Source organism: Komagataeibacter sp. NFXK3, assembly GCF_054182245.1.
Genome location: NZ_JAPIVJ010000001.1, coordinates 176,871 through 202,645 on the forward strand (window position 1 = coordinate 176,871; position 25,775 = coordinate 202,645).

Annotated in this window: 26 protein-coding genes and 1 riboswitch; of the genes, 14 read left to right on the forward strand and 12 right to left on the reverse strand. The window is 66.7% G+C overall.

The genetic code is table 11. The features are described 5' to 3' along the window. Positions 1–57: 57 nt before the first annotated feature. Positions 58–726, reverse strand: a complete 669-nt coding sequence (locus OQZ28_RS00890) for a TonB family protein (RefSeq protein ID WP_458134876.1) — start codon at positions 724–726, stop codon at positions 58–60. 372 nt (positions 727–1,098) lie between these two features. On the opposite strand from OQZ28_RS00890, the gene OQZ28_RS00895 reads away from it, so the two are divergent. Then, positions 1,099–1,278 carry a hypothetical protein gene (locus OQZ28_RS00895; protein WP_458134877.1) on the forward strand — a complete coding sequence of 60 codons (180 nt, stop codon included), beginning with the start codon at positions 1,099–1,101 and terminating at the stop codon, positions 1,276–1,278. A 71-nt stretch (positions 1,279–1,349) separates the two neighbouring features. Here OQZ28_RS00895 and OQZ28_RS00900 read toward each other — a convergent pair whose 3' ends face one another. Genes OQZ28_RS00900 through ade form a run of 4 tightly spaced genes read right to left on the reverse strand, consistent with a single transcriptional unit; the run spans position 1,350 to position 5,451 of the window. Continuing rightward, positions 1,350–2,168: a segregation/condensation protein A gene (locus OQZ28_RS00900; RefSeq protein ID WP_130731820.1), complete on the reverse strand. Its 819-nt coding sequence runs from the start codon at positions 2,166–2,168 to the stop codon at positions 1,350–1,352. After that, complete coding sequence (locus OQZ28_RS00905; RefSeq protein WP_458134878.1) at positions 2,165–2,869, reverse strand: hypothetical protein; 705 nt, start codon at positions 2,867–2,869, stop codon at positions 2,165–2,167. Before OQZ28_RS00905 ends, OQZ28_RS00900 begins: the two co-directional genes overlap by 4 nt. Then, the gene (locus OQZ28_RS00910) at positions 2,862–3,728 is read right to left on the reverse strand and encodes a tyrosine-type recombinase/integrase (RefSeq protein WP_458134879.1); all 867 of its coding nucleotides are present in this window, start codon (positions 3,726–3,728) and stop codon (positions 2,862–2,864) included. Before OQZ28_RS00910 ends, OQZ28_RS00905 begins: the two co-directional genes overlap by 8 nt. A 22-nt stretch (positions 3,729–3,750) precedes the next feature. Further along, positions 3,751–5,451, reverse strand: coding sequence for an adenine deaminase (gene ade, locus OQZ28_RS00915; RefSeq protein WP_458134880.1), 1,701 nt, complete (start codon positions 5,449–5,451; stop codon positions 3,751–3,753). A 395-nt stretch (positions 5,452–5,846) separates the two neighbouring features. Between ade and thiC the strand changes: the two genes are divergently transcribed. Beyond that, positions 5,847–7,688 carry a phosphomethylpyrimidine synthase ThiC gene (gene thiC, locus OQZ28_RS00920; protein WP_458134881.1) on the forward strand — a complete coding sequence of 614 codons (1,842 nt, stop codon included), beginning with the start codon at positions 5,847–5,849 and terminating at the stop codon, positions 7,686–7,688. Positions 7,689–7,782: 94 nt separating this feature from the next. Here thiC and OQZ28_RS00925 read toward each other — a convergent pair whose 3' ends face one another. The 5 genes from OQZ28_RS00925 to OQZ28_RS00945 form a co-directional block, all read right to left on the reverse strand. Beyond that, the gene (locus tag OQZ28_RS00925; RefSeq protein WP_458134882.1) at positions 7,783–8,262 is read right to left on the reverse strand and encodes a hypothetical protein; all 480 of its coding nucleotides are present in this window, start codon (positions 8,260–8,262) and stop codon (positions 7,783–7,785) included. A 150-nt stretch (positions 8,263–8,412) separates the two neighbouring features. After that, positions 8,413–8,565: a hypothetical protein gene (locus tag OQZ28_RS00930; protein ID WP_458134883.1), complete on the reverse strand. Its 153-nt coding sequence runs from the start codon at positions 8,563–8,565 to the stop codon at positions 8,413–8,415. Between the two features lie 116 nt (positions 8,566–8,681). Continuing rightward, a complete protein-coding gene (locus OQZ28_RS00935) occupies positions 8,682–9,074 on the reverse strand; it encodes a hypothetical protein (protein ID WP_458134884.1) in 393 nt (130 codons plus the stop codon). Positions 9,075–9,282: 208 nt separating this feature from the next. After that, the gene (locus tag OQZ28_RS00940; RefSeq protein WP_458134885.1) at positions 9,283–10,374 is read right to left on the reverse strand and encodes a branched-chain amino acid aminotransferase; all 1,092 of its coding nucleotides are present in this window, start codon (positions 10,372–10,374) and stop codon (positions 9,283–9,285) included. A gap of 141 nt (positions 10,375–10,515) precedes the next feature. Then, positions 10,516–11,367 (reverse strand): nitroreductase family protein, encoded by an 852-nt coding sequence (locus OQZ28_RS00945; protein ID WP_458134886.1) that lies wholly within the window; start codon positions 11,365–11,367, stop codon positions 10,516–10,518. A 316-nt stretch (positions 11,368–11,683) separates the two neighbouring features. Between OQZ28_RS00945 and acuI the strand changes: the two genes are divergently transcribed. Beyond that, positions 11,684–12,664: an acrylyl-CoA reductase (NADPH) gene (gene acuI, locus OQZ28_RS00950; protein ID WP_458134887.1), complete on the forward strand. Its 981-nt coding sequence runs from the start codon at positions 11,684–11,686 to the stop codon at positions 12,662–12,664. 181 nt (positions 12,665–12,845) lie between these two features. Here acuI and OQZ28_RS00955 read toward each other — a convergent pair whose 3' ends face one another. Continuing rightward, a complete protein-coding gene (locus OQZ28_RS00955; RefSeq protein ID WP_061275445.1) occupies positions 12,846–13,067 on the reverse strand; it encodes a CbtB domain-containing protein in 222 nt (73 codons plus the stop codon). Between the two features lie 93 nt (positions 13,068–13,160). Between OQZ28_RS00955 and OQZ28_RS00960 the strand changes: the two genes are divergently transcribed. The 8 genes from OQZ28_RS00960 (at position 13,161) to cobJ (ending at position 22,374) form a co-directional block, all read left to right on the forward strand. Continuing rightward, a complete protein-coding gene (locus tag OQZ28_RS00960) occupies positions 13,161–13,766 on the forward strand; it encodes a histidine phosphatase family protein (RefSeq protein WP_458134888.1) in 606 nt (201 codons plus the stop codon). A gap of 39 nt (positions 13,767–13,805) precedes the next feature. Beyond that, a riboswitch (cobalamin riboswitch) is annotated at positions 13,806–14,034 on the forward strand. Positions 14,035–14,185: 151 nt separating this feature from the next. Further along, the gene (locus tag OQZ28_RS00965) at positions 14,186–14,581 is read left to right on the forward strand and encodes a DUF1636 domain-containing protein (protein WP_458134889.1); all 396 of its coding nucleotides are present in this window, start codon (positions 14,186–14,188) and stop codon (positions 14,579–14,581) included. A 5-nt stretch (positions 14,582–14,586) separates the two neighbouring features. Continuing rightward, positions 14,587–15,639, forward strand: a complete 1,053-nt coding sequence (gene cobW / locus OQZ28_RS00970) for a cobalamin biosynthesis protein CobW (RefSeq protein WP_458134890.1) — start codon at positions 14,587–14,589, stop codon at positions 15,637–15,639. Positions 15,640–15,664: 25 nt separating this feature from the next. Then, positions 15,665–19,030: a cobaltochelatase subunit CobN gene (gene cobN / locus OQZ28_RS00975; RefSeq protein ID WP_458134891.1), complete on the forward strand. Its 3,366-nt coding sequence runs from the start codon at positions 15,665–15,667 to the stop codon at positions 19,028–19,030. Continuing rightward, positions 19,027–20,256, forward strand: coding sequence for a precorrin-3B synthase (gene cobG, locus OQZ28_RS00980; RefSeq protein ID WP_458134892.1), 1,230 nt, complete (start codon positions 19,027–19,029; stop codon positions 20,254–20,256). The genes cobN and cobG overlap by 4 nt, the downstream gene beginning before the upstream one ends. After that, the gene (locus OQZ28_RS00985; RefSeq protein ID WP_458134893.1) at positions 20,253–20,894 is read left to right on the forward strand and encodes a precorrin-8X methylmutase; all 642 of its coding nucleotides are present in this window, start codon (positions 20,253–20,255) and stop codon (positions 20,892–20,894) included. Before cobG ends, OQZ28_RS00985 begins: the two co-directional genes overlap by 4 nt. Beyond that, a complete protein-coding gene (locus OQZ28_RS00990) occupies positions 20,891–21,616 on the forward strand; it encodes a precorrin-2 C(20)-methyltransferase (protein ID WP_458134894.1) in 726 nt (241 codons plus the stop codon). Before OQZ28_RS00985 ends, OQZ28_RS00990 begins: the two co-directional genes overlap by 4 nt. Beyond that, complete coding sequence (gene cobJ, locus OQZ28_RS00995; RefSeq protein ID WP_458134895.1) at positions 21,613–22,374, forward strand: precorrin-3B C(17)-methyltransferase; 762 nt, start codon at positions 21,613–21,615, stop codon at positions 22,372–22,374. Before OQZ28_RS00990 ends, cobJ begins: the two co-directional genes overlap by 4 nt. Before the next feature lie 117 nt (positions 22,375–22,491). On the opposite strand, the gene OQZ28_RS01000 is transcribed toward cobJ, so the two are convergent. After that, a complete protein-coding gene (locus OQZ28_RS01000) occupies positions 22,492–23,235 on the reverse strand; it encodes a cobalt-precorrin-6A reductase (protein ID WP_458134896.1) in 744 nt (247 codons plus the stop codon). A 32-nt stretch (positions 23,236–23,267) separates the two neighbouring features. Here OQZ28_RS01000 and cbiE point away from each other — a divergent pair, with 32 nt between their 5' ends. The 3 genes from cbiE to cobM are packed head-to-tail and all read left to right on the forward strand — an operon-like array spanning position 23,268 to position 25,626. Continuing rightward, positions 23,268–24,506, forward strand: coding sequence for a precorrin-6y C5,15-methyltransferase (decarboxylating) subunit CbiE (gene cbiE / locus OQZ28_RS01005; RefSeq protein ID WP_458134897.1), 1,239 nt, complete (start codon positions 23,268–23,270; stop codon positions 24,504–24,506). Next, the gene (locus OQZ28_RS01010) at positions 24,503–24,877 is read left to right on the forward strand and encodes a cobalamin biosynthesis protein (RefSeq protein ID WP_458134898.1); all 375 of its coding nucleotides are present in this window, start codon (positions 24,503–24,505) and stop codon (positions 24,875–24,877) included. Before cbiE ends, OQZ28_RS01010 begins: the two co-directional genes overlap by 4 nt. After that, positions 24,874–25,626 carry a precorrin-4 C(11)-methyltransferase gene (gene cobM / locus OQZ28_RS01015; RefSeq protein WP_130731840.1) on the forward strand — a complete coding sequence of 251 codons (753 nt, stop codon included), beginning with the start codon at positions 24,874–24,876 and terminating at the stop codon, positions 25,624–25,626. The genes OQZ28_RS01010 and cobM overlap by 4 nt, the downstream gene beginning before the upstream one ends. Positions 25,627–25,775: the final 149 nt, after the last annotated feature.

A 25,775-nucleotide genomic window follows, 5' to 3' on the forward strand; every position in this document is an offset into this window, starting at 1 on the left:
TTTCGCGATGCGGCGGGGTGCTGCCGGCCCCCGCCGCGCCTGACCTAACACTCAGGCTCAGTCGTTCAGACTGAACGTGATCGTATAGAGATGGTGGAATTCCTTGACGGGCACACCATTTTTGACTGCCGGCGCATAACGCGAGCGGCGGACCGCCTTCAGGGCTGCGTCGGCAAATGCCTGGCCACCTTTTACGCTGACCACCTGGCAGTTTCTGGTCACGCCGGTCGGCTCCACGTCGCATGCCACGGACACAACGCCCTCACGGCCTTCTTCCGACATGTCCTCCGGATATTCCGGCACGACATGGTTCAGCGGCGACGTGCCTGCCGAGTGATCGGGCACGGGCGGCGCGTTGGAGACGGGCGCATCAGCCGGCGGCTGCGCCTTTGCGGGCGGCATGGCCTTGGGCGGCTTCTCGTGGGTCACCTTCATCGGCGGCGGCGGCGTCGGCACCTGAATCTTCGGCGGCGGAATATACGGCGGCGGCGGCTGCGTAATTTCCGGCGGCGGCGGGGGTGGCGGCGGCGGAGGAGGAGGTGGCGGCGGCTCCTTGATCATGTGCACCTCGACCGGCGGCTTGGGCGGCTCCTGGGGCGCATCTGGCGGCGAGCTGAGCCCGAACAGAAGCGCGAGCACCAGCAGCCCCTCGAATGCCAGGACGAGGGCAAAAACGATTACCTTTTGTAGTGTGTTATCACTCTGTTCCGCATACGTCATACCCATACCTCACTCAGAACGGCATAGTTTTTAGGAAGGATTATTACAGAATTTGTTCTGGATGTTCTGATTTCACCAATTTGACTACGGGAGTATGACCAGATTTCTACGAAACGACTGATGCGATCCGCCTTGTTCTCCCCGGCTTGACCCTGAAGCACGATAATCCTCTTTCCCGGCGGAACGGAAAAGCATGACAGTCGTAGCCTCCGGCAGTCCATACGCCAATGCACGGACACTGGATGCATCCTGCCCTGACAAGCCAAGCCATTCATTCATCACGTTTTATCCATAAACATTATTAACATCTCGAAATCAACCCTGATCTTATATGAAATATCTTTATGTGACCCTGCTGCCCGGCAGGTTACTTTTTCCATGGTAGAAAGCCTCCATGAAGCTGTGCTCCTTCCGCATGGCAGCCAGACAAAAAACCGTTTGTTCCAGCTTGATCAAAAAAAAAATTCAGTCAAGCAAAGTGTTAAAAAAATAAGAGAAAAATCGGCTCACGCCCCTGCGGGCCAGCCACGCCGCCAGCATATTACTTATTCGATATGAATGGGGCCGCGCCAGCAATACAGGCGGCAACATTCATGCCGCCACCGCCTTGGTTTCTTGCCAAAAACGGTTCAGGCCGCGCCGTCGCGCTCCACGTTGCCAAAACGGGGGAGCGTATCGGGGCCAGGCTGGTAGGCCAGCGCCTCACCCTGCTTGACCATTTCGAGGCAGGCGGTGAACGTGCTGCTCCACGCCGAACGCCGCAGCCCCGTGCCCCGCGCACCCTCCTCCGCCCCCCGCCGAACGGAATCGGGCAGCATGCGGTCCAGCGGCACGGGTTTGCGGGCATGCGCCAGGCAGGCGCGCACCCGTACCCGCGCCTCCTCGACCGAGAACAGGTCAAGCTGCACCGGGGCATAGAAGGGCGTCTGCTCGGGCATGGCGCCCCAGTTGCCATCAAACACCGCAAGGCAGCCCCACAGGAATTCGATCCGGTCGACTTCCCATGCAGCCGATTCGTGACAAAGGGCGGGCTGTGCGCCGCCAAAGGCATGGACATCGCGCCCGAGCTGCGCGCGCGCGGCAAGCCATCCGGCCAGCTGCCCCGCCTGCTCGGCCGCAATCAGGCGCGCGCGCAGGTCATGCGCCTCCTGTTCCGCCTGCTGCTGGCGCGGATCATCGGCAGGCAGCAGCAGGCGCGAGCGCAGCAGCAGCAGGCCCGATGCCATGACCGCCCACTGCGCCTTCATGCCCAGCGGCAGGGCGGCATGCGCCCGCGCAGCCTCGGCCAGCTGGTCGATCAGGGCCACGATATCAAGCCGGGTCAGGTCGATTTCACGCGCATGGGCCAGCTGCACCAGATGCGTGAGATCACCCTGATACGCATCCAGCATGATGACCGGCTCAAGGCCGGGCCGCGCGGGGTCGAACAGGTCGGGCTGGCCGCTCATGTCAAAGGCCGCGACGTCAGGCGGAAGGTCAGCAGGGGGTAATGCTCCTCCATCCGGCGCACCACGGGTGCTGGCGTGCCGCCACGGGTAAAGAAGCCATACACCACCGCCCGATGCCCGCGCGGCAGCCGCCGCCCCGCCCTGCGCCCCGGCACCGGCGCCATCCGGGCGGGCGCTTCCGGCACGCCCCAGTTGGCCATGAGCCAGGCGCGGGCATCGGGGTGGGTCGCGCCCAGGTGCAGGATGCGGTCCGGCACGGGCACCAGGCGGTTGAAGTCCAGCGGGCAGGCGCCATCAGGCCGCAGGGCGAGACGGGCATGACGCGCCTCCGCCGCCGCGCGGAACTGGCGGGCAAGGATGCGGCACCCTTCCACCGACAGGCCGCCCCGGTCCTGACCGGGCCTGTTGGCCCCGATGGCCAGCGCGAACATGTCTTCTTCCACCCGCTCCGCATCGAACGGCCATGGAATCAGTCCCGGCCCGGTGGCCTCGGTGGCAAAGGCCGCCATGCCCGCGTCAGGGCCATGCACCAGCAGGTGCCAGCCCTGCCACGGCAGCGGCCCTGCGGGCGCGGGCCAGGCGGAAAGCGGTCGCCGCCCCCGGCGCGCGGGCGGGCGGCGGGCCGGGGCGGATGAACCTTCCCCCTCGCGCAAGGTGGTGGGTGGCAGGTCGGCCCAGGGCAGGCGCAGGGTTTCAGTCATGGGCCAGCAGTTCCGCATAGGGACGCAGGGCGCGCGGATCACGGTAGCGGGTGCGCTGGCCCAGGGCCGCGGCGTCCATGCCATGGCGCAGCGCCTCGACAATAAAGCCCGCCCGCAGCGCATGGGCGCTGAGCCGGGCCACGGTAGCGGGTGGCACCTCGGCCATCAGCGCCCGGCGTTGCAGGATACGGGTCACGGCATAGGGCGTCAGCGCCCGCCCGCCCACGCGCTCACCCTTGGAAATGGCGCGGAACAGCGGCCCGGTCTGCCGGTGTGCCACCTGCTGCCATGCCGTAAAGGCCATTGCAGGGCACAGGTCACGCTCCTGCGCCACGGGCAGGGCAATGGTGGGGGCCTCATGGCCGTCGCGCACCGTCAGCATGACCGCCTGGGGGGTAAGGCGCACATCTTCCACCTGCAGGCCCACCAGTTCCGAACGGCGCAGCGCACCCGCGAAGCCGAACAGCAGCAGGCAGCGGTCGCGCAGGCCACGAATGCCGTCGGTGCAGCGTTCGGACATGGCACGCAGCATGGCGGGCGTGACCACGGCGGGGGGTGGCGCGGGGCGGCGGGCCTGCTCCAGCATCTCGGCCAGTGCCGCGCGGATGAGCGGATGCGTGACATCCCACGCCAGCCCGTTGAAACGGTGCATCTTGCCAATGGCGGCAAGGCGGCGGCGGATGGTGGCGGGGGCAAACGCACCAAGGCTGCGCAGGTAGGCGGCCACCCCCTCAGGCGCTGCGGGAATGGGGGAAAGCGCATGCTCCGCGCACCATTGCGTAAAATGCACCCAGTCCGCCCGGTAGGCACGCAGGGTAGCCGTGGCCTCCCGCGTGGGGGCCTCCTGTGGCGGGATCATGGGCACTTCCTGCCTGACCGGATCAGACCAGTTCCATCCGGTTGACATCGACCATGCCGAAATCCGTGATCTTGAGGTGCGGGATCACCGGCAGCGGCAGGAAGGCAAGCTGGAGAAACGGCTCATCAAGCTGGCAGCCCAGCGCGCGGGCGGCGGCACGCAGCACCTCGAGCTGGTCGCGCACGGTCTCGAACGGCGCATCGCTCATCAGCCCCGCCACGGGCAACGGCATGTCGGCCACCACCTTGCCATCACGCACCACCACAAAGCCGCCGCCGGTCTTTTCCAGGTGGTTGACCGCCAGCGCCATGTCGGCATCGTTCATGCCCACCACACATATATTATGGCTGTCATGCCCCACCGATGAGGCCAGCGCCCCGCCAGACAGCCCAAAGCCTTTCACGAAGCCCCGGCCGATATTGTCGTTATGCCCATGCCGCGCCACCACGCAGATGCGCGCGATATCCTGCGCCGGGTCGGGCTGCACGATGCCATCCACAACAGGCAGGTCGGCATGCAGGAAGGGTGTGATGATCTGGCCGGGCAGCAGGCCGATCACGGGGCGCTGCGTGCCGCTGCCCTTTATTTCCATATCCGTAGCCCTGACCGGGGCGGGCAGGCTGATGCTCTCCAGCCCCACGGGGGCGATGACCTCACGGGCGGCGAACAGCGCGTCATCCACCAGGCGGCCTGCGCTGATCACATCCGACACAACGCATTCCCGCAGGTCATCAAGCAGCACGATATCGGCACGCCTGCCCGGCGCGATCATGCCCCGGTCACGCAGGCCAAAGGCATTGGCTGCACTGAGCGAGGCGCTGCGATAGGCTGCCAGCGGCTCGACACCCAGCGAGATGGCCAGGCGGATCAGGTAGTCCAGATGGCCTTCATGCGCGATTTCCAGCGGATTGCGGTCATCGGTGCAGAAGGCGAAGAACGGCGACGTAACCGGGTTGAGCAGCGGCACCAGCGCACGCAGGTCCTTGCACACCGAGCCTTCGCGGATCAGCACCATCATGCCCTTGCGCACTTTTTCCAGCGCCTCTTCAGCCGTGGTGGCCTCGTGGTCGGTGGTGATGCCCGCACTCAGGTAGCCATTGAGTTTGCGCCCGCGCAGCAGCGGGGCATGGCCGTCGATATGGCCACCGGCAAAGGCTTCCAGCTTTTCCATGCAGACCGGGTCGCCATTGAGCACGCCGGGGATGTTCATGAACTCGGCCAGGCCAATCACCTTGGGGTGGTCGCGATAGGCCAGCAGGTCGGCGGCCCCCAGCGTGGCGCCCGAGGTTTCAAGGTGGGTGGACGGCACGCAGCTCGACAGGTTGACCCGCAGGTCCATCACCGTGCGCAGGGCGGCCTCGGTAAAGTAATCCAGCGCCGGGCGGCCGAGCACGTTGGCCATCTCGTGCGGGTCGCATATGGCGGTGGTCACGCCATGGGGCAGCACGCAGCGATCGAACTCGAAGGGCGTGATGAGCGAGGATTCGACATGCAGGTGCGTGTCGATGAAGCCGGGCACGGCAATGCGGCCATGGCCCTCGATCACGTTCGTGCCCTCGTAATGGTCCAGCGTGCCGACAATCGTGTCGCCACAGATGGCGATATCGGTTGGCAGCAGTTCCCCCGTCACCAGATCGAACAGGCGCACATTGCGGATGACGGTATCGGCCACCGCGCGCCCGCTACCCTGTGCAATCCGGCTGGAAATCGTGCTTGCTGCCATCCTGTATCGCTTCCCCGCAAAAATGATGTTCGCCAGTACTCTACCACAACGGGGCGGCTGGCAAATCGGCACACGAATTCTTTTTCAGGTCCTGCGCCCCGCACCCCGCCTGCATGATTGACAAGACAGGCGCGATTGATGATCCTGACCGGACCAAGGGGAGTCCCGGCAAGGGGCTGAGAGACCGCTGGCAGGGGCAACCCTGCGCGCGGAGACCCTTCCGGGCGCATTGTGCGTTCCGGGGAACCTGATCCGGCTCATACCGGCGGAGGGACTGGTGCGGACAATCGGCAACACGCCGCCTGCCCCCGGCACGCGGTCGCCCGCATGAGGCGTGGCATCCCCGATTTTCTCTCCACACCCCCTGTCGGAGAGAGGATGCGAGGAGCACTGCCATGACGACCGCCGCTTCGCCTTCATCTCCCGACCATGTCACCACCGGCCCCATCATGGGGTCCGTCAAGGTCTGGTCATCGCCCGAGGGGCATGCGGATATCCGCGTGCCGTTCCGTGAAATCGCACTCGAACCCAGCGCCAACGAGCCGCCGGTGCGCGTGTATGACACCTCTGGCCCCTATACCGACACCAATGCCCACATCGACGTGCGCCAGGGGCTCAAGCCCGTGCGCGCGCCGTGGATCGTAACCCGTGGCCTGCCTGCGGTCAGGCCGCGCGCCGTGCGGCCGGAAGATAACGGCTTTGCCAAGGGCGAGAATCTGGTCCCCGCCTGCCCCGCGCCGCATGTGGTGCATGAGGGGCGTCCGGGCCAGATGGTCACGCAATACGAGTTCGCGCGCGCAGGCATCATCACGCAGGAGATGATCTACGCCGCCCACCGCGAGAACCTTGGCCGCACCACCATGGCCGAGGGCGCCGAAGAGCGCCGCGCCAATGGCGAGGATTTTGGCGCTGACATTCCCGCCTTCGTCACCCCTGAATTCGTGCGCTCCGAAATTGCTGCGGGCCGCGCCATCCTGCCCGCCAACATCAACCACCCCGAGCTTGAGCCGATGGTGATCGGGCGCAACTTCCTGGTGAAGGTCAACGCCAATATCGGCAATTCCGCCGTGACCTCATCGGTCGCGGAGGAAGTGGAGAAGATGGTCTGGTCCATCCGCTGGGGGGCCGACACGGTGATGGACCTCTCGACAGGCCGCAACATCCACAACATCCGCGACTGGATCCTGCGCAACGCGCCGGTGCCCATCGGCACGGTGCCGCTCTATCAGGCGCTGGAAAAGGTGGGCGGCGTGCCCGAGGACCTGACATGGGAGATCTTCCGCGACACGCTGATCGAGCAGGCCGAGCAGGGCGTGGACTACTTCACCATCCATGCGGGCGTGCGGTTGCAGCATGTGCCGCTGACCGTCAACCGCGTGACCGGCATCGTCTCGCGCGGCGGGTCGATCATGGCCGGGTGGTGCCTGCACCATCACCGCGAGAGCTTTCTGTACGAGCATTTCGAGGAAATCTGCGACATCATGCGCCGTTATGATGTCTCGTTCTCGCTCGGTGACGGCCTGCGCCCCGGCTCGATTGCCGATGCGAATGACGCCGCCCAGTTCGCCGAACTCGAAACGCTGGGCGAACTGACCAAAATCGCCTGGGCCAAAGGCTGCCAGGTCATGATCGAGGGGCCGGGCCACGTGCCCATGCACAAGATCAAGGTCAACGTGGAAAAGCAGCTGCGCGAATGCGGCGAGGCCCCCTTCTACACGCTTGGCCCGCTCACCACCGATATCGCACCGGGCTACGACCACATTACATCAGGCATCGGTGCCGCCATGATCGGGTGGTTCGGCACCGCCATGCTGTGTTACGTCACACCCAAGGAACATCTCGGCCTGCCCGACCGCAATGACGTGAAGGTGGGGGTTGTGACCTACCGCATCGCAGCCCATGCCGCCGATCTGGCCAAGGGGCACCCGGCGGCGCAGATCCGCGATGACGCCATCAGCCGCGCGCGATTCGACTTCCGCTGGAATGACCAGTTCAAGCTCTCGCTCGACCCCGATACGGCATGTTCGTACCATGACGAGACCCTGCCGCGCGAGGCGCACAAGAACGCGCATTTCTGCTCGATGTGCGGCCCCAAATTCTGCTCCATGCGCATCAGCCACGACCTCAAGGCCAATGCCGAGCGCATGGCCGGGCTGGAACAGAAAAAGGAGGAGTTCCGCAGCCACGGCAACCGGCTCTATGTGCCGGTGGATGAGGCTGCGACGCCTGCGGAATAAGGCAGGCGTTTTTCGGGTGCCGCCTTTTTTCAATAAAGGCGGCATTCCTTGAAGCTTTTTGAAAAAAGCTTCACCAAAAACTTCTATCGGCATTCTACCACAGGGATGGTGGATGCCGCCATGAAGGTGGCCAGTTCCAGCGATGCTGCAAGGTAACATGAGCGGCCTGGCCCGCCTGCGTGCGGACCGCGCTGACCGCCACATCACCGGGATCGCTGCCGATCATGGTCACGACATACCACGCACCGACGGGCAGGTTACCAAACGTGAAACGCCCATCTTCCCCGCAGGCCTGATGGCGCACATTCTGTGCCACATCGGCAGGCGCGAGGGCTGTATCCGTCAGGGTATTGTAGCGGAACATAGTGTCCACCGCATGGTCAAACGGGGCGCCCTGCGGCATGAGCAGCACGTCATGCCCCGCACAGGTGAGCAGCGCGCCCTTGCCCGTACTGTACCGGATCAGCCCCCCATGCCCGTTTGGCACGCTGGCATGCCTGAAGACCTGCCGGTAGGCATAACCGGCCAGTTGCGCCGTGCCCGGCACGCGTGACCATGTCGTGTCAGCCGGCACGGCTTTCGGTCTCGCATGGCCCGTGCAGGCGGCAGACAGAAACAGAATACAGAATGCGGAAATCCTTATGGCCGGGATCAATCTGTTGCCTGTCATGAATCATGGGTGCCGGGAATTGTCTGCTTGAAAAATATTCACCACGAACCCGGATCATTTCTTGCCAAAAATTTTCAGGCAATGTTCCAGCTCTTCAATGCAGTCCTGTACAGTGCCTTCGGCATAAGGTGTCTGTTTATTCACTGTCTTATGGAACGCCTTTGCCAGGGCCAGACTTTCCCTGATCCTGTAACTCGTCTTGCGCATGGGGTAATAGGTTCCCACAGGACCACCTCGATCTCCTGATCCGTCATGTCACGCGGGCCTTCATAGATCATTTTTGAGATTTCCGGTCTGGATCGGGAACAATCAGGGGCACGGACTCAATCGACCAAGGCTTCGGCTTCACGTCGTACAGCGGTTGCAGCACCCTTGCGGCGCGACATGCGAAATGCCCCCGACCATGACCCGGCAATCCGCCACTCCCCTTCAATTTCGGTGCCATCGGCATTGAGCAGGCCAGTATAGAGCACCGGATGCTGGCGGTTCCCGCTGCCGTCATAGGTTTTGGTAAAGCGCACGGTCACGCCATGGCGCTGGCCCTGCACGGTGGCAATGAAACACGCCTGCGCCGATGGCGCGCGTTCCGTGACCGTGCCGCCCAGCATGGCCCCTGCCTCAAACAGCGATGCGGAAAACGACTCCGGCGGCAGCGCATGGGGGTAGCTGAACTGCCCCTCCCACTGGCCTGTCACATTAAGTCGGTTTGCATCCATCGTGCCGTGGCCTCCAGCCTTTCTGCCGCCCGTGGGGTCATCTTCAATCAAAAACGGGTCACGCCTTATGGCATGACCCGTCCATTTAATGCCAATGACCGGATCCGGGCATTCAGCAGAAATAAAAGTTTTCGGGCGCCGCTTTTTTAAAAAGGCGGCGTTCTTTGAAGCTTTTTGAAAAAAGCTTCACCAAAAACCTTTGCTCATGTCAGATGACCTTTTCCACCCAGCCATGGGTGTCAGGCGCCGTGCCGCGCTGGATGCCGATCAGGGCATTGCGCAGCTTTGCCGTCACCGGGCCGATGCCCGCGCCATCGCCAATCACCGCCTCGCCTTTATGGCCACGGAAGCGCCCGATGGGCGAGACCACCGCCGCCGTGCCGCAGGCGAACACTTCCTTCAGGCGGCCCGAGGCGGCATCGGCATAAAGCTGGTCGATGGCATAGGGCTCCTCGCGCACGGTCATGCCCATCTCACGCGCCAGCGTCAGCAACGAATCGCGGGTGATGCCGCGCAGGATGGTGCCGGTCAGCGGCGGAGTGGCAACCGAGCCGTCATCAAACACGAAGAACACGTTCATGCCGCCCATTTCCTCGATCCAGCGGCGTTCCACCGCATCAAGGAACAGCACCTGCGCGCAGCCATGGCCCTTGGCCTCCTGCTGGGCCAGCAGGCTTGCGGCGTAGTTGCCGCCGCACTTGGCCTCGCCCGTGCCGCCGGGGGCGGCGCGACAGAAATCGGACACCCACACGCTCACCGCTTCCGCCCCGAAATACGCCCCCACGGGCGAGGCAATGACCATGAACAGGTATTCCGACGCAGGCTTGACGCCAAGGAACGTCTCGCTCGCAATCATGTAGGGGCGGATGTACAGGCTCTCATCGGGCCTGGACGGCACCCAGGCATGGTCCACGCGCACGAGCTGGCGCACGGCCTCGACAAACACGTCTTCGGGCAGTTCGGCCATGGCAAGGCGTGCCGCCGATTTGCGGAAGCGCGCGGCATTGGCCTGCGGGCGGAACAGGGTGATGCCCCCCTCCGCCGTGCGGTAGGCTTTCATACCCTCGAAAATTTCCTGCGCGTAGTGCAGCACGGCCGCCGCCGGGTCGATGGTGAACGGCGCATAAGGCTGCACGCGGGCATCGTGCCACCCCTTGCCTTCCTGGTAGCGGATCACGACCATGTTGTCGGTAAAGACACGCCCGAAACCGGGATTGGCCAGAATTTCCGCCCGTCGCTCGGGTGAGACCGGCGTTGCGGTGGGTGAAAGCGTGAAGGGAAGGGAAGTGGCGCTGTCCATAGCCGTTATTTCTCTTTCATCATGGCGCTGGCGCGCCATACGGAGCGCGCCCCTGCCCGCGACAAGCTGCGGGCAGCCGCACCAGAAGTTCACCAGAACATTGCGCCGGTCAACCCCGCCCTGTGCGCATGACCCCTGCTTTTACGCCTTGCCCAGCACAAAACCCAAGGCGTGCAGGGCAGCAGGCAGGCGCTCGCGGCCATGGAGTGCCGCCACATCACCCAGCCGCGCCACAACGCTCCCGCTCCAGCTCCGCGCGCCCGCGCGGCTGGCCGCGAGAAGGGCGTCATAGGCGCTGATGCTGGCGTCATCGGTGGCAGTGCCGGGGTTGTAGTGTTCCTCATGCAGCACCAGGGCCTGCGGCAGGCGCGGCTTGATGGAGGTGGGCTGCGCGCGGTCGGGATAGCCCACGCTCATGCCAAACAGCGCGAATGTTTGGGGCGGCAGGCCGAGTTCGGCAGCAATGGCCTCGGGCTGGTTGCGCACGGCGCCCACGTACACGATTCCCAACCCGTAGGATTCAAACGTCGCCGCCGCATTCTGCCCCGCCAGCGCCGTATCCACCACGCCGCCCAGAAATGTATCGAGGCAGTCCAGCCCAGGCAGTGCGTGGCCCTGCGCGTGGCCCACATGCTCAAGGCGCGACAGGTCCACCACCCACACGAGGAACAGCGGCGCCTGCGCAATGAACGCCTGCTCCCCCGCAATCCTGGCCAGGCGGGCGCGCCGCGCGGGGTCGCGCACGGCAATCACGCTCCACGCCTGCAGGTTGCATGAACTCGATGCCGACTGGGCGGCGGCAATCGCTGCCTCCACCACGCCTTCGGGCAGGGGGGCGGGGCTGAAATGCCGCACGGAACGATGCGCCATGAGGCTGCGCGCCACCGGGCTTTCGGGCAGCGGTTTTTCAGGCGGCTTCGTGCCATAACGGGCCTGCCACAGCGCGTTCATGGAGGACTGGGCGGAAAAGGAAGAAACGGTACTGTTGGACATGCATGCCTCCTGCCTGTGCAATGCTGGCTGAAAAAGCAGCACACCACAGCGCAACAGGGACAGGTAGCGGGGCGATCTCACACCTGCCCTGCGCATTTTCATGCCGCGGGCCGCAGCATGGGGGCGGTGCCTCCGGCCGCCTTTCGGGCGCGGTCTGCTTTTGTCAAAATTCGTTTCCAGATCAGGTGTTTATTGCAGCCCGCCCATCACGTTCATGCGAAATCACACGGCTGTAAATAGGAAGAAACACCTAAAATGGAGCATGAAGGCCACAGCACGCCCCCTGTTTTCACCACCTGCAAGGAAACCCGTTCGCATGTTCGAGGCCCTCATGATCCGCCAGGCCGATGGCGCGACCACCACCCGGCTGGAACAGGTCGACCCGACAAGCCTGCCGCAGGGCGATGTGACGGTTGAAGTCGCGCAGTCGAGCCTGAACTACAAGGATGCGCTGGCCATCACGCGCGGGGCGCCGGTGGTGCAGCATTTTCCCATGATTCCGGGCATCGACCTTGCAGGCCGCGTCCTCCATTCCGATGACCCGGTCTTTCGTCCCGGCGATCAGGTGCTGGCCACTGGCTGGGGCCTGGGGGAAAAGCATTGGGGTGGCCTGGCTGGCATGGCCCGCCTGCCGGGGCGGTGGCTGCTGCCGCACCCTGCGGGCCTGTCGGGGCGGCAGGTGATGGGCATTGGCACGGCGGGCTTTACGGCCATGCTGTGCGTCATGGCGCTGGAGGATGGCGGGCTGACGCCTGCCTCCGGCCCCATCATCGTGAGTGGCGCGGGCGGCGGCGTGGGCGGCATGGCCGTGATGCTGCTGGCGCAACTGGGCTATCAGGTGGTGGCGGTGACCGGGCGCGCACAGCTCCAAGCGTATCTGATCAGCCTGGGTGCGGCCGAAGTGCTGCCGCGCGAGGCGCTGGCCCCCACCGGCAAACCGCTGGAAACGGCGCGCTGGGCGGGCGGGATTGACGTGGCCGGGGGCGCGGTGCTGGCCACGATGTGCGCCTCGATCATGCATGGCGGCACGGTGGCGGCCTGCGGGCTGGCCGGAGGCATGGCGCTGCCACTGACGGTGGCCCCCTTCATCCTGCGCAATGTGCGCCTGCAGGGAATCGACAGCGTGATGTGCCCCCGCCCGCGCCGCATGACAGCCTGGGCGCGGCTGGCGCGTGACATCGACCCCACCCGGCTGGACAGCATGCTGCATGACGCAGCCCTGGCCGAGGTGCCCGACATCGCGCCGCGCCTGCTGGCGGGACATATAAGGGGGCGGACGGTCGTCCACCTTGACTAATTGAAAATAACAAAAGTTTTTGGATGCCGCCTTTTTTTCAAAAAGGCGGCGTTCCTTGAAGCTTTTTGAAAAAAGCTTCACCAAAAACTTCTGCTTTTGAAGCAGGCAATAAAAAACGGCAGGCGCAGGGGCGCATGCCGTTCTTCACATCAGGCCATGCGGGGCAGGAGCCCCGCGCCCCTTAGTGGCAGGGGAAGCCAAGCAGATGGCGGCCATCATGCACGAATTCATGCACGTAATGCCCGGAAATGAGCGAAGTCGCCCCCTGCTCCGCGCCAACGAAGTAGATCAGCAGCGAGGCCAGAACCAGCCCGAACACACCCCACGGCAGCAGGTCGCGCACCGGGATGGCAACCGGCGGGGCGGCAATATTGGCGGACAGGACGGATGTGTCTTGGCTCATGCTGAAAAACTCCATGGATCATGCTCGACCCGGAGCAGTATGGCATGACAGGGCGGCATGCAATGCCCTTGCCGTGTAACCGGATCAGTCGCCATGGTTCCAAAATCGACCGGCAAGGTCAATCATCCATTGCTCGCCCCACCCTTTCAGGCCACGCAGGGCATCATGCACCAGACACTGACCTGCATCGCCCTGCCCGCGCCCGATGGCTTGCGCCGGGGCATCATGCCCCCGCGCGATGCCATTCCCATCCTGCCCGCAGGCTTCATGGGCGCGCTGCCACCAGCCGACCGCCTTTTTGTGCCACCCGCCCTGAGCAGAGCCATCGGGACCGATGCGGGCGAAGCCGTGCCCGCCCTGAATGCTGCCGATATGGGGGCGTGGCACGGGCTTTCGCTCAAGGCCCTGCCTCCTGCCGATCTGGCCCGCTGGGTCGGGGATGCCAGCTTTGCCCCACCGGGGGGTGAAAGCCGCGATTCGCTGCTGCGCCGCGTGGCCACATGGCTGGCCGCCCTGCCCGCAACGCCAGCCCGCCTGCTGGCGCTGGCCGATGCCACGACCGTCCGCGCCCTTGCCATCGCGGCTCTTGGGGGTGATGGCGCCATGATGGCGCGGCTGGATATCGCCCCCCTCACCCGCACGGTGCTCACCCGCCACGCCACATGGCGGCTGGCCACAAGCGGCGTGCCCCTGCCCTGAAACCGGCCGTGTCTTTTTTGACAGCGCGCCCCGCAATCGGCTAGATCCGCCGCTGATGGTTCCCCACCAGGGAGAATAGGGAAGACGGTGCGCCTGACAGCAATGCCGTCGCTGCCCCCGCAACTGTAGGTGGTCGAATCCGGCCCGGTGCATGCACTGGCCCCGCCACTGGTCCCGAAGGGGCCGGGAAGGCGGCCGGATACTGAGGGTGTGGCCCGCCACGCCCTTCGCCACAAGCCAGGAGACCTGCCATCCCCGCCCGTGCGGGATAGAATTACCGTTTCGATCGCATGGCTGGCGGGGTGCCCGGCACGCGACTGGCCACCACCCGGGCAATGCCTGCCGCCGGGTGGGGCATGACCGTGCACCCCGCTTTTTGTGCTGCCCGCCCGGCAGCGCCGCGAAAGGGCACGGACCAGATGACCACTCCCCCCCCGCCAGACACGACACCACCGCCCGTGCACCTGCATGTGTGCGTGACCTGCCGCCGGGGCCTGCCCGCATCGGACAACCCGCAGGGCCGCCAGCTGCACGACGCCATGCAGGCGCTCGCCGCGGGCAACTCAAACCTTGTCGTGCATGAGGTCGCCTGCCTTGCCGCGTGCAACGATGGCTGCACCGCCGTTATTGCCACGCCGGGCAAATGGGGCTGGCTGCTGGCCAATCTTGGCCCCGAAAAGGCGGATGACCTGCTGACCTATATCGACGCCTATGCCGCATCGGCCAAAGGCACCGTCATGCCCTCGCGCAGGCCCGCAAGCCTGAGCGACATGGTGCGCGGCCGCTTTCCCTCATCCCTCTTTTCCGGAGTCTGACTGCCATGAACACCGCCGCCACGGCCCGCGCCAAGGTACCCGTTACCGTCATCACCGGCTTTCTGGGCGCGGGCAAGACCACGCTTCTGCGCCACGTGCTGGCCAATGCGAAGGGCAGGCGCATTGCCATCGTGGTCAATGAATTCGGCACGCTGGGCATTGATGGCGACACGCTGCGCGCCTGCGGCGTGGAAGGCTGCACGGATGAGGACATTGTCGAGCTGACCAATGGCTGCCTGTGCTGCACCGTGGCCGATGACTTCCTGCCCACCATGGAGGCCCTGCTCGACCGCGCGACCCCGCCCGACCATATCGTGATCGAGACCTCCGGCCTCGCTTTGCCCAAGCCGCTGCTCAAGGCGTTCGGCTGGCCCACCATCCGCACGCGCATGACGGTTGATGGCGTGGTGACCGTGGTCGATGGCCCCGCCGTGGAAGCCGGCCGCTTTGCCGATGACCCCGCCGAAGTCGCCCGCCAGCAGGCGGCCGACCCCTCTCTCGACCACGACAACCCGCTGGCCGAGGTGTACGAGGACCAGCTCCTGTGCGCCGACCTCGTGGTGCTCAACAAGACCGACCTCATGACGCCACAGCAGGCCGATGCGGTCGAGGCCGCGATCCGCGCCGAGATCCCGCGCGCGGTCAAGGTCGTGCGCGCAACCGACGGGCAGGTCGACCCCGCCGTGCTGCTCGGCCTCGATGCGGCAGCGGAAGATGACCTGGCCGCCCGCCCCTCCCACCACGATGCCGAGGGCGGCGAGCACGAGCATGATGATTTCGAGAGCTTCGTGCTGCCCATCCCCGAGCAGGACAGCGTGGAAGGCTTCATCACGCGGCTGAAAAAACTGGCCGGACAGCACGACATCCTGCGCATGAAGGGCTACGCCACCGTGCGCGGCAAGGCCATGCGGCTGGCGGTGCAGGGCGTGGGCAGCCGCTTTCGCCACCAGTTCGACCAGCCTGTGCTCAAGGATGGCCCGCGCACCGGCAACCTTGTGGTGATCGGCCAGAAGGGCCTTGATCAGGCTGCCATTACGGCGGCACTGGCCCAGGGCTAGACACCGGGCAGACGGGAGCCGCATCATGCACCTGCTGGCACGCGAGGTCCGCACGCTCGACGAGGCCGATCAGGCCGAGGATCTCGGCCATGCCCCGGCTGATATCGTGTTCCTGTCCTTTTCGGACAGTGACCTGCTGTGCCTCAACGCCGCCCATGCGGCAGGGGCCACCCCCGATGCCAGCCTGCGCACCGCAACGCTGTCGCGCCTGCGCCACCCCATGTCGATCGACCTGTACGTAGCCGACACCATCATGGAGTCGCGCTGCGTGGTGGTGCGGCTGCTGGGCGGGCTGGAATACTGGCGCTACGGGGTGGAGGAACTGGGACGGGCCTGCCAGCAGGCGGGCATTCCGCTGGTGCTGCTGGCGGGCGACGGGCGCGATGACCCGCGTCTTGCCAGCCTGTCCACCGTGCCCGACACCATCCGCACCCGGCTTGATGCCCTGCTGCGCACGGGGGGGGCCGCCAACACCGCCACCGCCCTGCGGCTCATGGCCCATATTGCCGGGCGCGGGCCGGATGATGGCATGCCCGCCGAGCCGCTGCCGCCCGCGGGCGTGCTGCATGCCGCCAGCCCGGCCCTACCGTTTCGCGCCATGGTGGTGTTCTACCGCGCCCACCTGCTGGCCGCCGATATCGCCCCCGTCACGGCCCTTGCCGCTGAACTGGAGCAGCATGACATGGGGGCGGACCTTGTTTATGTCACCTCCCTCAAGAACCCGGAATCGGCGGCTTTCGTTACGGCCCGGCTGGCGGAGGCGCCGCCGGATGTCATCATCAACGCCACCTTCTTTTCCGCACGCTCCGGGGGGGATGGCCACGCCCCGCTCGACATGGCGGGCGTGCCGGTGCTGCAGGTGCAGCAGCCCGGCATTCCCCACGGCCTGTGGCGCGACAGCGTGCGCGGCCTGTCGCAGGCGGACCTTGCCATGCAGGTGGTGCTGCCCGAACTCGATGGCCGCATTCCCGCCTTCCCCATCTCCTTCAAGGAGGACACCACCCCCGGCCTGCCCGCCCGCCATGTGCCTTACGCGCAGGGCATTGCGCTGACCGCCGCCCGCGCGCTGGGCTGGGCGCGGCTGGGGCATGAACTGCCCGGCCAGCGCCGCGTGGGCATCATCCTCTCCGACTATCCCGGCGCGCAGGGTGCGCCCACCGGGCAGGCCGCCCATGCCGTGGGGCTGGACAGTTTTGCAAGCCTTGAACACATCCTGAGCCTGCTGCATGCGGCAGGCTACGACACGGGTGATGTACCCACGGCGGACCAGCTGACGCATGCGCTGGCCCGCGCCCCTGCCACGCCCTTTATTTCGGTTGCGACCTATCGCCAGTGGCTCGAGGCCCTGCCACAGGCCCTGCGCGACCAGCTTGCCGCCTGCTGGGGCGCGCCGGAGGATGATCCCGCCGTGCAGCACGGCCAGTTCCACCTGCGCCACCTGCATGCAGGCCGTATCCTGCTGGCGCTGCAACCCGACCGGGGTACGGCCACCGACCGCCACGGCGGCTACCATGACCCCGACACCCCGCCGCGCCATGCCTACGTGGCCTTCTACCTGTGGCTGCGCCATGGCTGCGGGCTGGACGCCATGGTGCATCTGGGCACGCATGGCACGCTGGAATGGCTGCCGGGCAAGGCGGCGGCCCCATCGGCCGAATGCTGGCCCTCGATGCTGGTGAGGGGGCTGCCGGTCATCTACCCCTTTATCGTCAACAACCCCGGCGAGGCGGCGGCGGCGCGGCGCAGGCTGGGGGCCGTGACCATCGGCCACATGACGCCACCCATCGCGGCCGTGAACAACGCAGGCGCCGATACGGGTGAACTCGAACGCCTGATTGACGAATATGCCGCAGCCGACGGGCTCGACCGCAGGCGGGGCGCCATCCTGCGTGGCGAGATCCTGCAACGCGCCGACAGTCTTGGCCTGCTCGACGAAGGCGGCATTGCCCGCGCCGATAACGAGGATGAAGCCCTCGCCCGGCTCGATGCCTATCTGTGCGATGTAAAAGACCTCCAGATCCGTGACGGACTGCATGTGTTTGGCCGCCCCCCCACCCGCACAGTGGAACTGGCCCATGCCATTGCCCGCGCCTGCGGTGAAAGCGCACCTGCTGACCTGCCCGCCCGCCTGCACGCCTGCGGCGCGGCGGAGGGAGCGGCCCTGCTGGCCGCCCTTGATGGGCGATTCGTGCCGGCAGGCCCTGCGGGTGCCCCCACCCGTGGCCGGGCCGACGTGCTGCCCACGGGGCGCAACCTTTACGCCATGGACCCCCGCGCCATTCCCACCCGCTCGGCGCTTGTGCTGGCCGAGCGCACGGCGGCGCTGTTGCTGGAGGAACACCTGCAGGATCAGGGCGAGCCGCTGCGCGCGCTGGTCATCGACCTGTGGGGCTCGGCCAGCCTGCGCACCGGCGGCGAGGACCTGGCCCTTGCCCTGCTGCTGATGGGCGTGAAACCGGTATGGGATGGCGCATCGGGGCGCGTAAGCGGTATCGAGGTCATTCCCATGGCTGCGCTCGACCGCCCGCGCGTGGATGTGACGCTGCGCCTGTCGGGGCTGTTCCGCGATGCATTTCCCGGCCAGATCGCGCTGTTCGAGCAGGCGGTGCAGGCCATTGCCGCCCGCACGTTCGAGGCCCCCGACCTCAACCCGCTGGCCGCCAGCACCGAAGGGCTTGAAGGCGCAGCCAGGCACACCGCCACCGCCCGCATGTTTGGCGCAGCCCCCGGCAATTATGGCACGGGGGTGGAAGATGTGCTGGCCAGCGGCCAGTGGCGCGCGCGCGACGGGCTGGGGCAGGCATGGCTTGATGGCTCGGCCTGGACCTATGGCGGCGGGCGTGAAGGGCAAAAAGCGCCTGACATCCTGGCCGGGCGCATGGCGCAGGCGGGCGTGCTGCTGCATGTGCAGGACAATGCCGAGACCGACATCCTCGAAAGCGTGGACATGGCCACCCATGAGGGCGGCATGGCGGCGGCCGCCACGATGCTGGGCAACACGCCGCGCCTCGTGCATGGCGACACCTCCCGCCCCGATACGCCCCGCCTGCGCGGCACGGCGCAGGAAGTGGCCCGCGTGGTGCGCGGGCGGCTGGCCAACCCGGCCTGGCTTGCGGGCATGCGCCGCCATGGCTACCGGGGGGCGGGCGAGATCGCACGCGGCGTGGAAGCCCTGCACGGCTTTGCCGCCACCGTGCCTGCGCGCTTTGACCGGCAGTTTGACCTCGCCTTCAGCCGCCTGCTCGATGACCCGGAGATGGACGCCTTCCTGCTCGCGGCCAACCCCGATGCCCATGCCACGATCCGCCGCCTCATGGCCGATGCCCTGCGCCGCGACCTGTGGCGGCCGCGCAGCAACAGTGCCGCCATGCTGCTGGACCCCGCGCCATGACCACGGCCCCTTCCGTGCGCGGCTGGTGCCCCGGCCTGCACACCCCCATGGAGGCCGCCGATGGCTGGCTGGTACGCGTGCGCCCGCCACTTGGCCGCCTGTCCGCAGCGCAGGCCCGCATCGTGGCCCAAGCCGCCCGCACGCATGGCAACGGGCTGATTGAACTGACCAGCCGGGGCAACCTGCAACTACGTGGCCTGACACCGGCCAGCGCCCGCGCCTTCGCCCGTGACATGGCTGATGCGGGCCTTGCCAGCACGGACGCCGCGACCGAGGCCCGGCGCGCGCTACTGATTTCGCCCCTTGCAGGCATCGACCCTGAAGCCGCACCCGGTGCCCCGGCCCTCATCCACGCGCTCGATGCCGCACTCGCCGGGGCCGATACCCTGCGCGGCCTGCCCGCCAAGTTCGCGATTGCGGTGGAGTGCGGCGGGTATGTGCCCGCCGGCAGCCTGCGGGGCGATATCATGGTCCGGGCGGACAGCGATGGCTGGCAGGTCACCTGCGGCACGCGCGCCCTGCCCTGTGCCGCGCAGGATGTGCCTCTCACCGTGCTGGCCCTTGCCCATGTGCTGGCCGATATGGGCGGCCAACCCCGCCCGCTGCGCAATCCGGCGCTTGGCGCACAGGCCTTTGCCCGGATCGGGCAACTGGCCGCCACATGCGCCGCAACCACGCCCCCTCACGCGCCAGCCTGCCTTGCCGGGCCGCTGCCCGGTGGCGCGATGGGGCTGGTCCTGCCGCCCGGCCCCATTGGGGCCGACCTGCTGGCGCATGTGGCGCAATGGGCCGAACAGGCTGGCAATGGCCAGATGCGCGTGGCCCCCATGCGCGCCCTTATTGTTGAACACTGCGCCACGACCCCGCCCCTGCCCGGCCTGATCACCCACGCGGATGACCCGCGCCTGCGCATCAGCGCCTGCATCGGCACGCGCGGCTGTGGCTGCGCCGCGCGTGACGTGATTGCCGATGCGCAGGTTCTGGCCCCCGCCCTGCCGCAGGGCGTGCGCCTGCATGTATCGGGCTGCCCCAAGGGCTGCGCCCATCCGGGGCCTGCCGACATCACGCTGGTGGCGCAACCGGAGGGCTATGGCCTGTGCCCGCATGGCCGGGCGGCTGATACGCCTGTAGACAACGGGCTTTCGCTGGCACAGATACAGCACATCCTGCGGGACTGGCCCCGCAACCTGACCACGCCACGGAACGGGAGAACCCAACCGGCATGACCGCGCAAACGGAACCGTACGACTACATTCACGACGGGGCGGCGATCTATGCCCGTTCCTTTGCCATCATCCGTGAAGAAGCCGACCTGAGCGGCCTGAGTGAGGCCGAAGCCCGCGTGGTGGTGCGCATCATCCACGCCTGCGGCATGGTGGATGTGGTGAAAGCCGTGCGCATGTCGCCCGATTTCGTGGCCAGCGCGCAGGCGGCGCTGAAGGCAGGCAGGCCCATATTGTGCGATGCCAACATGGTGGCCCACGGCGTGACCCGCGCACGCCTGCCTGCCGACAACCCGGTTATCTGCACCCTGCGCGACCCGCGCACGCCGGAAATTGCGAAACAGATCGGCAATACCCGCTCGGCTGCCGCGATGGACCTGTGGGGCGCGGAGCTGGCCGGGGCCGTGGTGGCCATTGGCAATGCGCCCACGGCCCTGTTCCACCTGCTGGAGATGATCCGCGCGGGCGCGCCCCGCCCGGCGGCCGTGATCGGCATGCCGGTGGGTTTCGTCGGTGCTGCCGAATCGAAGGAGGCGCTGGCCGAATTTGGCGACCTGCCCTTCATCATCGTGCGTGGCAGGCTGGGTGGCAGCGCCATGGCGGCGGCCACCGTCAACGCGCTGGCGAGTGACACGGAATGAGCACGGGCCGCCTGTCCATCCTCGGCATGGGGCCGGGTGACCCGGAACTCATGACCATCAAGGCCGCGCGCCTGCTGCGCGAAAGCCCGGTGGTGGGCTGGTTCTGCCGCCACGACCGCCCCGGCCATGCCCGCCAGATCGCAGGCGACATGATTGCCCCCGACGCCACCACGCTGCGCTTCGCCTACCCCTTCACCACCGAGATTGCGGTCAGCGACCCGGCGTACCTTATGCGCATGGGCCAGTTCTATGATGAATGCGCGGCCCGGGTTGCAACGCACCTTGAGGCAGGCCAGGACGTGGCGCTTCTGTGCGAGGGTGATCCGTTCCTGTTCGGCTCGGCGATGTATGTGTTCGACCGGCTGCATGAACGCTTCGAGAGCACCATCGTGCCCGGCATCACCGCCATGAGCGGCTGCTGGTCGGCAGCCCGGCGCCCCATGGTGCATGGTGATGACGTGCTGTGCGTCATTCCCGGCACGCTGGATGAGGACGCGCTGGTGGGGTGGCTGGAAAAGGCCGATGCCGCCGTCATCATGAAGCTGGGCCGCAACCTTGAAAAAGTGCGCACCGCCCTGCGCCGCACCGGGCGCGAGGCGCGCGCGATCTATGTGGAACGCGCCAGCCAGCCCGCCCAGCGCTGCCTGAAACTGACCGACGTGACCGGCCCTGCCCCCTATTTCTCCATCATCCTCGTGCCGGGGCGGGAGGATGCGCGATGAGTGGCCGCATCTTTGTCGTGGGCCTTGGCCCCGGTGCCCCGGCCCAGCGCACGCCCCAGGCCGATGAGGCACTGGCGCAGGCCACCGACCTGATCGGCTACGCGCCCTATGTGGCCCGCGTGCAGGCAGGCCCCGACGTGGTGCGCCATGCCAGCGACAACCGCGTGGAGCTTGAACGTGCGCAGCATGCCATTGAACTGGCGCTGGCAGGGCGCACGGTTGCAGTCGTGTCGGGTGGTGATGCGGGCGTGTTCGGCATGGCGAGTGCGGTGTTCGAGGCGATTGACCACGGCCCCGCCGCATGGCGCGGGGTGGAGGTGACGGTCATTCCCGGTGTCTCGGCCGTGCTGGCCGCAGCCGCGCGGCTGGGCGCGCCGCTGGGCGGGGATTTCTGCGTCATTTCACTGTCTGACAACCTCAAGCCGCAGGCGGTCGTGCATAAGAGGCTGGCGGCAGCGGCGGAAGCCGGGCTGGTGATGGCGCTGTACAATCCGCGCTCGAAAGCCCGCCCGCACCAGCTGGGCGAGGCGTTCGACCTGCTGCGCACCATCCTGCCGGGCACCGTGCCGGTCGCCTTTGCCCGCGCCATTGGTCGCCCCGATGAGCGCGTGATCCTGACAGATATTGCCCATGCCGACCCCGGGCAGGTGGATATGAGCACGCTGGTGCTGATCGGCTGCCCGCTGACCCACATCATTGAGCGGGCAAACGGGGAAAAATGGCTCTACACCGCGCGGCGGGTGGATAAGGCAGAATAAAAGTTTCTGGGTGCCGCCTTTTTTCAAAAAGGCGGCGTGTTTTCGAAGCTTTTTGAAAAAAGCTTCACCAAAAACTTCTTATTGATTCTAGGGTTTTTCGTGAGCAGGTTTCCCACATCATTCCGACAGGCTTTCCAACCACATCATGGCAGCCGTGGCATCCGCCACGGTCTTGGCCTGGGCCACGGGCGGGCGCTCGACCATGATCACGCCAAGGCCCAGCCTGCGGGCCGCCGCGAGCTTGGCCTGTGTTGCCGTGCCGCCGGAATTCTTGGTCACGATCACATCAATCCGTTCCCGGCACAAAAGCGCTTCCTCACCCGCTTCATCAAACGGGCCACGGGCCAGCAGCAGCCGCGTGCCCGCGGGCAGCAGGGTTGGGTCAGGCGCATCCACGCAGCGCAGCAGCCAGTCATGCGGCCCTGCGTGGTGGAAGGGCAGCAGGTCCTTGCGCCCCACGGTCAGCAGCACGCGGCGGGGTGTGCTGCCCAGCGCGTCCGCTGCGGCCTGCATGTCGGGAACGCAGGTCCAGCGATCGCCCGCAACAGGCTTCCAGCCGGGACGTTGCACGCGCAGCAGCCTTACATGGGCCTGCGTGCAGGCGGCCACCGCATGATTGCTCATCTGCACGGCAAAGGGGTGGGTGGCATCAATCACCGCCTCGATCCGGTGGGTCAGCAGCCAGTCCCGCAGGCCGTCCACGCCACCAAAGCCGCCAATGCGCACATCGAGCCTGGGCAGGACCGGCGCACGGGTGGCCCCTGCCAGCGAGACGGTGACCTTAAAGCGGTCAACGCACTGCTCAAGTGCTGCGTAAAGCTGGCGGGCCTCCGTCGTGCCGCCCAGAACCAGAACCCGCATCTTTTCCTTCCTGCTGTTTGCAAGGCCACGCCATGAGCACGCCGTGGCTGCATGTTATCGGCATTGGGGAGGACGGTGTCGAGGGGTTGCCCGCCGCCACCCGTGCCCTGATCGCAGGCGCGGAACTGGTGGTGGGGGGCGCGCGCCACCTTACCCTTGCAGGCCCCCTGATAACGGGCCAGACGCTGGCCTGGCCGCATCCGCTGGCCGATGGCATTGGCGAGGTGCTGCGCTGGCGGGGCAGGCGCGTATGCGTGCTGGCCTCGGGCGATCCGTTCCTGTTCGGCATTGGCACCACATTGCGCCGCCATGTGCCCCTGGCCGAGATGATGGGCCTGCCCGCGCCATCATGCGTGGCGCTGGCGTGCAACCTGCTGGGCTGGGCGGAGCAGGATGTGAGCGTGCTCTCGCTATGTGGCCGCCCGATGGAGGCGGTGGCCCCGGCACTTCAGCCCGGTGGCAGGCTGGTCGTGCTCTCGGCTGATGAGCACACGCCCCACGCCTTTGCCCACTGGCTTGACGCGCGTGGCTTCGGGGCTTCCGTGCTGCATGTGCTGGGCGCACTGGGCGGCCCGGGGCAGAGCCACCACACTGCCACGGTGGCCGAGGCCGCGCGGGGCGAAGGGCCACGGCCACCCCGGCTGAACCTGATGGCACTGGAAGTGGTGGCCGGCCGGGATGCGCAGGTCATTCCGCTGGCCTGCGGCCTGCCTGACGGGATGTTCGCCCATGACGGGCAGATCACCAAGCGCGAGATCCGGGCGGTCACGCTGTCGGCCCTTGCGCCACGACGGGGCGAGATGCTGTGGGATATTGGTGGCGGCTCAGGCTCGATCAGCATCGAATGGATGCTGCGCCACCCCGCCAACCACGCCATCGCCATTGAAAAATCGCCCGAACGCGGCGCGCGGATCGCCCATAACGCGCTCAACCTTGGCGTGCCCGGCCTGCGCGTGATGGCGGGCGAGGCCCCCGCCATCCTGCCGCGCATGCGGGCCGAAGGGCTGCCTGCGCCCGATGCCATTTTCATCGGCGGCGGCATCAGCAACCCCGGCATGCTCGAGGCCGCATGGGATGTATTGCGCCCCGGCGGGCGGCTGGTGGCCAATGCCGTAACGCTGGAAAGCGAGGCTGCTGTGATGGCCGCCCATGCCCGCTGGGGCGGCACGCTGACCCGGCTGCATGTGGAGCGGCTGGAGCCGATCGGGCGCTTTCACGGCTTTCGCCCCGGCATGACCGTGACCAGCTACACCGTGAGCAAACCCGCATGATCGTGGCTGGTCTGGGCCTGCGCAGCCTGTGCGATGCGCAGGCACTCATTGCCCTTGTGCTGGCCGCGCAGGAGCGCTGCGGCAGGCGCGCGGAGCTTGTGGCCGTGCCCGCCTTACGCTACCGCGAGGCGGGCGTGCAGGATGCCGCCCGCCAGCTGGGGCTGCGCTTGCGGGCCATCACGCCAGATGAACTGCTGGCCGTCCAGCCGCGCTGCGTCACCCATTCCGCCCGGGCGCAGGCAGCCCTGGGCGTGGCCTCGGTGGCGGAAGGCTGCGCGCTGGCGGCAGCAGGACCGCACGCAAGGCTGATCGTGCCGCGCCTGACCGGCAGCGGTGCAACATGTGCCATGGCACAGGGAGAGGATGCATGACCGTACACTTTATTGGCGCAGGCCCCGGTGCCGCCGACCTGCTGACCCTGCGCGGGCGCGACCTGCTGGCAAAATGCCCGGTGTGCCTGTACGCAGGCTCCATCGTGCCGACCGAGATGCTCGAACACTGCCCGCCCGGTGCCCGGCTGGTTGATACCGCCCCCCTCACGCTCGACCTGATCGAGCAGGAATACATTCGTGCCCATGCGGCAGGACAGGATGTGGCGCGGCTGCATTCGGGCGACCTTTCGGTGTACAGCGCCGTGGCCGAACAGATCCGCAGGCTCGACCGCAACAATATTCCATGGACCATGACCCCCGGCGTGCCCGCCTTTGCCGCCGCCGCCTCCGTGCTGGGGCGCGAACTGACCGTGCCGGAAGTGGCACAAAGCGTGGTGCTGACGCGCGTGAGCGGCCGGGCCTCGGCCATGCCGGAGCGCGAGAAGCTGGCCGCCTTTGGGGCTACGGGGGCAACACTCGCCATCCACCTGGCCATTCATGTGCTCGACCAGATCGTGGCTGACCTGACCCCGTTTTATGGCGCGGACTGCCCCGTGGCCATCGTGGCGCGCGCGACATGGCCCGACCAGCTCGTGCTGCGCGGCACGCTGGGCGACATCTGTGCAAAACTGGCCGAAAACCCCATCGAGCGCACCGCTCTGGTGCTGGTGGGCCGGGCGCTGGGCACGCATGACTTCCGTGAAAGCGCACTGTATAACGCCGATTACCACCGCCGCTTCCGCTCCTGAAACGTGCCGGGAGCATTTGAGGAATAGGGAAAACCTTAAAGACTTCTTGAAAACAACTCGTCGATAAAAAATAAAAGTTTTGGGGTGCCGCCTTTTTTCAAAAAGGCGGCATCCTTGCGGCCCGACAATGGCAGGCAGGTGCGCCTGCG

What these genes read in the sequence shown, in the direction of transcription:
- cobJ (WP_458134895.1), top strand. Translation starts at nt 21,613, where the DNA reads ATGAGTGGCCGCATCTTTGTCGTGGGCCTTGGCCCCGGTGCCCCGGCC.
- OQZ28_RS00965 (WP_458134889.1), top strand. Translation starts at nt 14,186, where the DNA reads ATGACCACTCCCCCCCCGCCAGACACGACACCACCGCCCGTGCACCTG.
- cobN (WP_458134891.1), top strand. Translation starts at nt 15,665, where the DNA reads ATGCACCTGCTGGCACGCGAGGTCCGCACGCTCGACGAGGCCGATCAG.
- OQZ28_RS00900 (WP_130731820.1), bottom strand. Translation starts at nt 2,168, where the DNA reads ATGAGCGGCCAGCCCGACCTGTTCGACCCCGCGCGGCCCGGCCTTGAG.
- cobG (WP_458134892.1), top strand. Translation starts at nt 19,027, where the DNA reads ATGACCACGGCCCCTTCCGTGCGCGGCTGGTGCCCCGGCCTGCACACC.
- OQZ28_RS00960 (WP_458134888.1), top strand. Translation starts at nt 13,161, where the DNA reads ATGGTTCCAAAATCGACCGGCAAGGTCAATCATCCATTGCTCGCCCCA.
- OQZ28_RS00985 (WP_458134893.1), top strand. Translation starts at nt 20,253, where the DNA reads ATGACCGCGCAAACGGAACCGTACGACTACATTCACGACGGGGCGGCG.
- OQZ28_RS00935 (WP_458134884.1), bottom strand. Translation starts at nt 9,074, where the DNA reads ATGGATGCAAACCGACTTAATGTGACAGGCCAGTGGGAGGGGCAGTTC.
- ade (WP_458134880.1), bottom strand. Translation starts at nt 5,451, where the DNA reads ATGGCAGCAAGCACGATTTCCAGCCGGATTGCACAGGGTAGCGGGCGC.
- cobM (WP_130731840.1), top strand. Translation starts at nt 24,874, where the DNA reads ATGACCGTACACTTTATTGGCGCAGGCCCCGGTGCCGCCGACCTGCTG.
- OQZ28_RS00895 (WP_458134877.1), top strand. Translation starts at nt 1,099, where the DNA reads ATGGTAGAAAGCCTCCATGAAGCTGTGCTCCTTCCGCATGGCAGCCAG.
- OQZ28_RS00990 (WP_458134894.1), top strand. Translation starts at nt 20,891, where the DNA reads ATGAGCACGGGCCGCCTGTCCATCCTCGGCATGGGGCCGGGTGACCCG.
- OQZ28_RS00910 (WP_458134879.1), bottom strand. Translation starts at nt 3,728, where the DNA reads ATGATCCCGCCACAGGAGGCCCCCACGCGGGAGGCCACGGCTACCCTG.
- OQZ28_RS00890 (WP_458134876.1), bottom strand. Translation starts at nt 726, where the DNA reads ATGGGTATGACGTATGCGGAACAGAGTGATAACACACTACAAAAGGTA.
- OQZ28_RS00905 (WP_458134878.1), bottom strand. Translation starts at nt 2,869, where the DNA reads ATGACTGAAACCCTGCGCCTGCCCTGGGCCGACCTGCCACCCACCACC.
- OQZ28_RS00945 (WP_458134886.1), bottom strand. Translation starts at nt 11,367, where the DNA reads ATGTCCAACAGTACCGTTTCTTCCTTTTCCGCCCAGTCCTCCATGAAC.
- cbiE (WP_458134897.1), top strand. Translation starts at nt 23,268, where the DNA reads ATGAGCACGCCGTGGCTGCATGTTATCGGCATTGGGGAGGACGGTGTC.
- cobW (WP_458134890.1), top strand. Translation starts at nt 14,587, where the DNA reads ATGAACACCGCCGCCACGGCCCGCGCCAAGGTACCCGTTACCGTCATC.
- OQZ28_RS00955 (WP_061275445.1), bottom strand. Translation starts at nt 13,067, where the DNA reads ATGAGCCAAGACACATCCGTCCTGTCCGCCAATATTGCCGCCCCGCCG.
- OQZ28_RS01010 (WP_458134898.1), top strand. Translation starts at nt 24,503, where the DNA reads ATGATCGTGGCTGGTCTGGGCCTGCGCAGCCTGTGCGATGCGCAGGCA.
- OQZ28_RS00940 (WP_458134885.1), bottom strand. Translation starts at nt 10,374, where the DNA reads ATGGACAGCGCCACTTCCCTTCCCTTCACGCTTTCACCCACCGCAACG.
- acuI (WP_458134887.1), top strand. Translation starts at nt 11,684, where the DNA reads ATGTTCGAGGCCCTCATGATCCGCCAGGCCGATGGCGCGACCACCACC.
- thiC (WP_458134881.1), top strand. Translation starts at nt 5,847, where the DNA reads ATGACGACCGCCGCTTCGCCTTCATCTCCCGACCATGTCACCACCGGC.
- OQZ28_RS00930 (WP_458134883.1), bottom strand. Translation starts at nt 8,565, where the DNA reads ATGCGCAAGACGAGTTACAGGATCAGGGAAAGTCTGGCCCTGGCAAAG.
- OQZ28_RS01000 (WP_458134896.1), bottom strand. Translation starts at nt 23,235, where the DNA reads ATGCGGGTTCTGGTTCTGGGCGGCACGACGGAGGCCCGCCAGCTTTAC.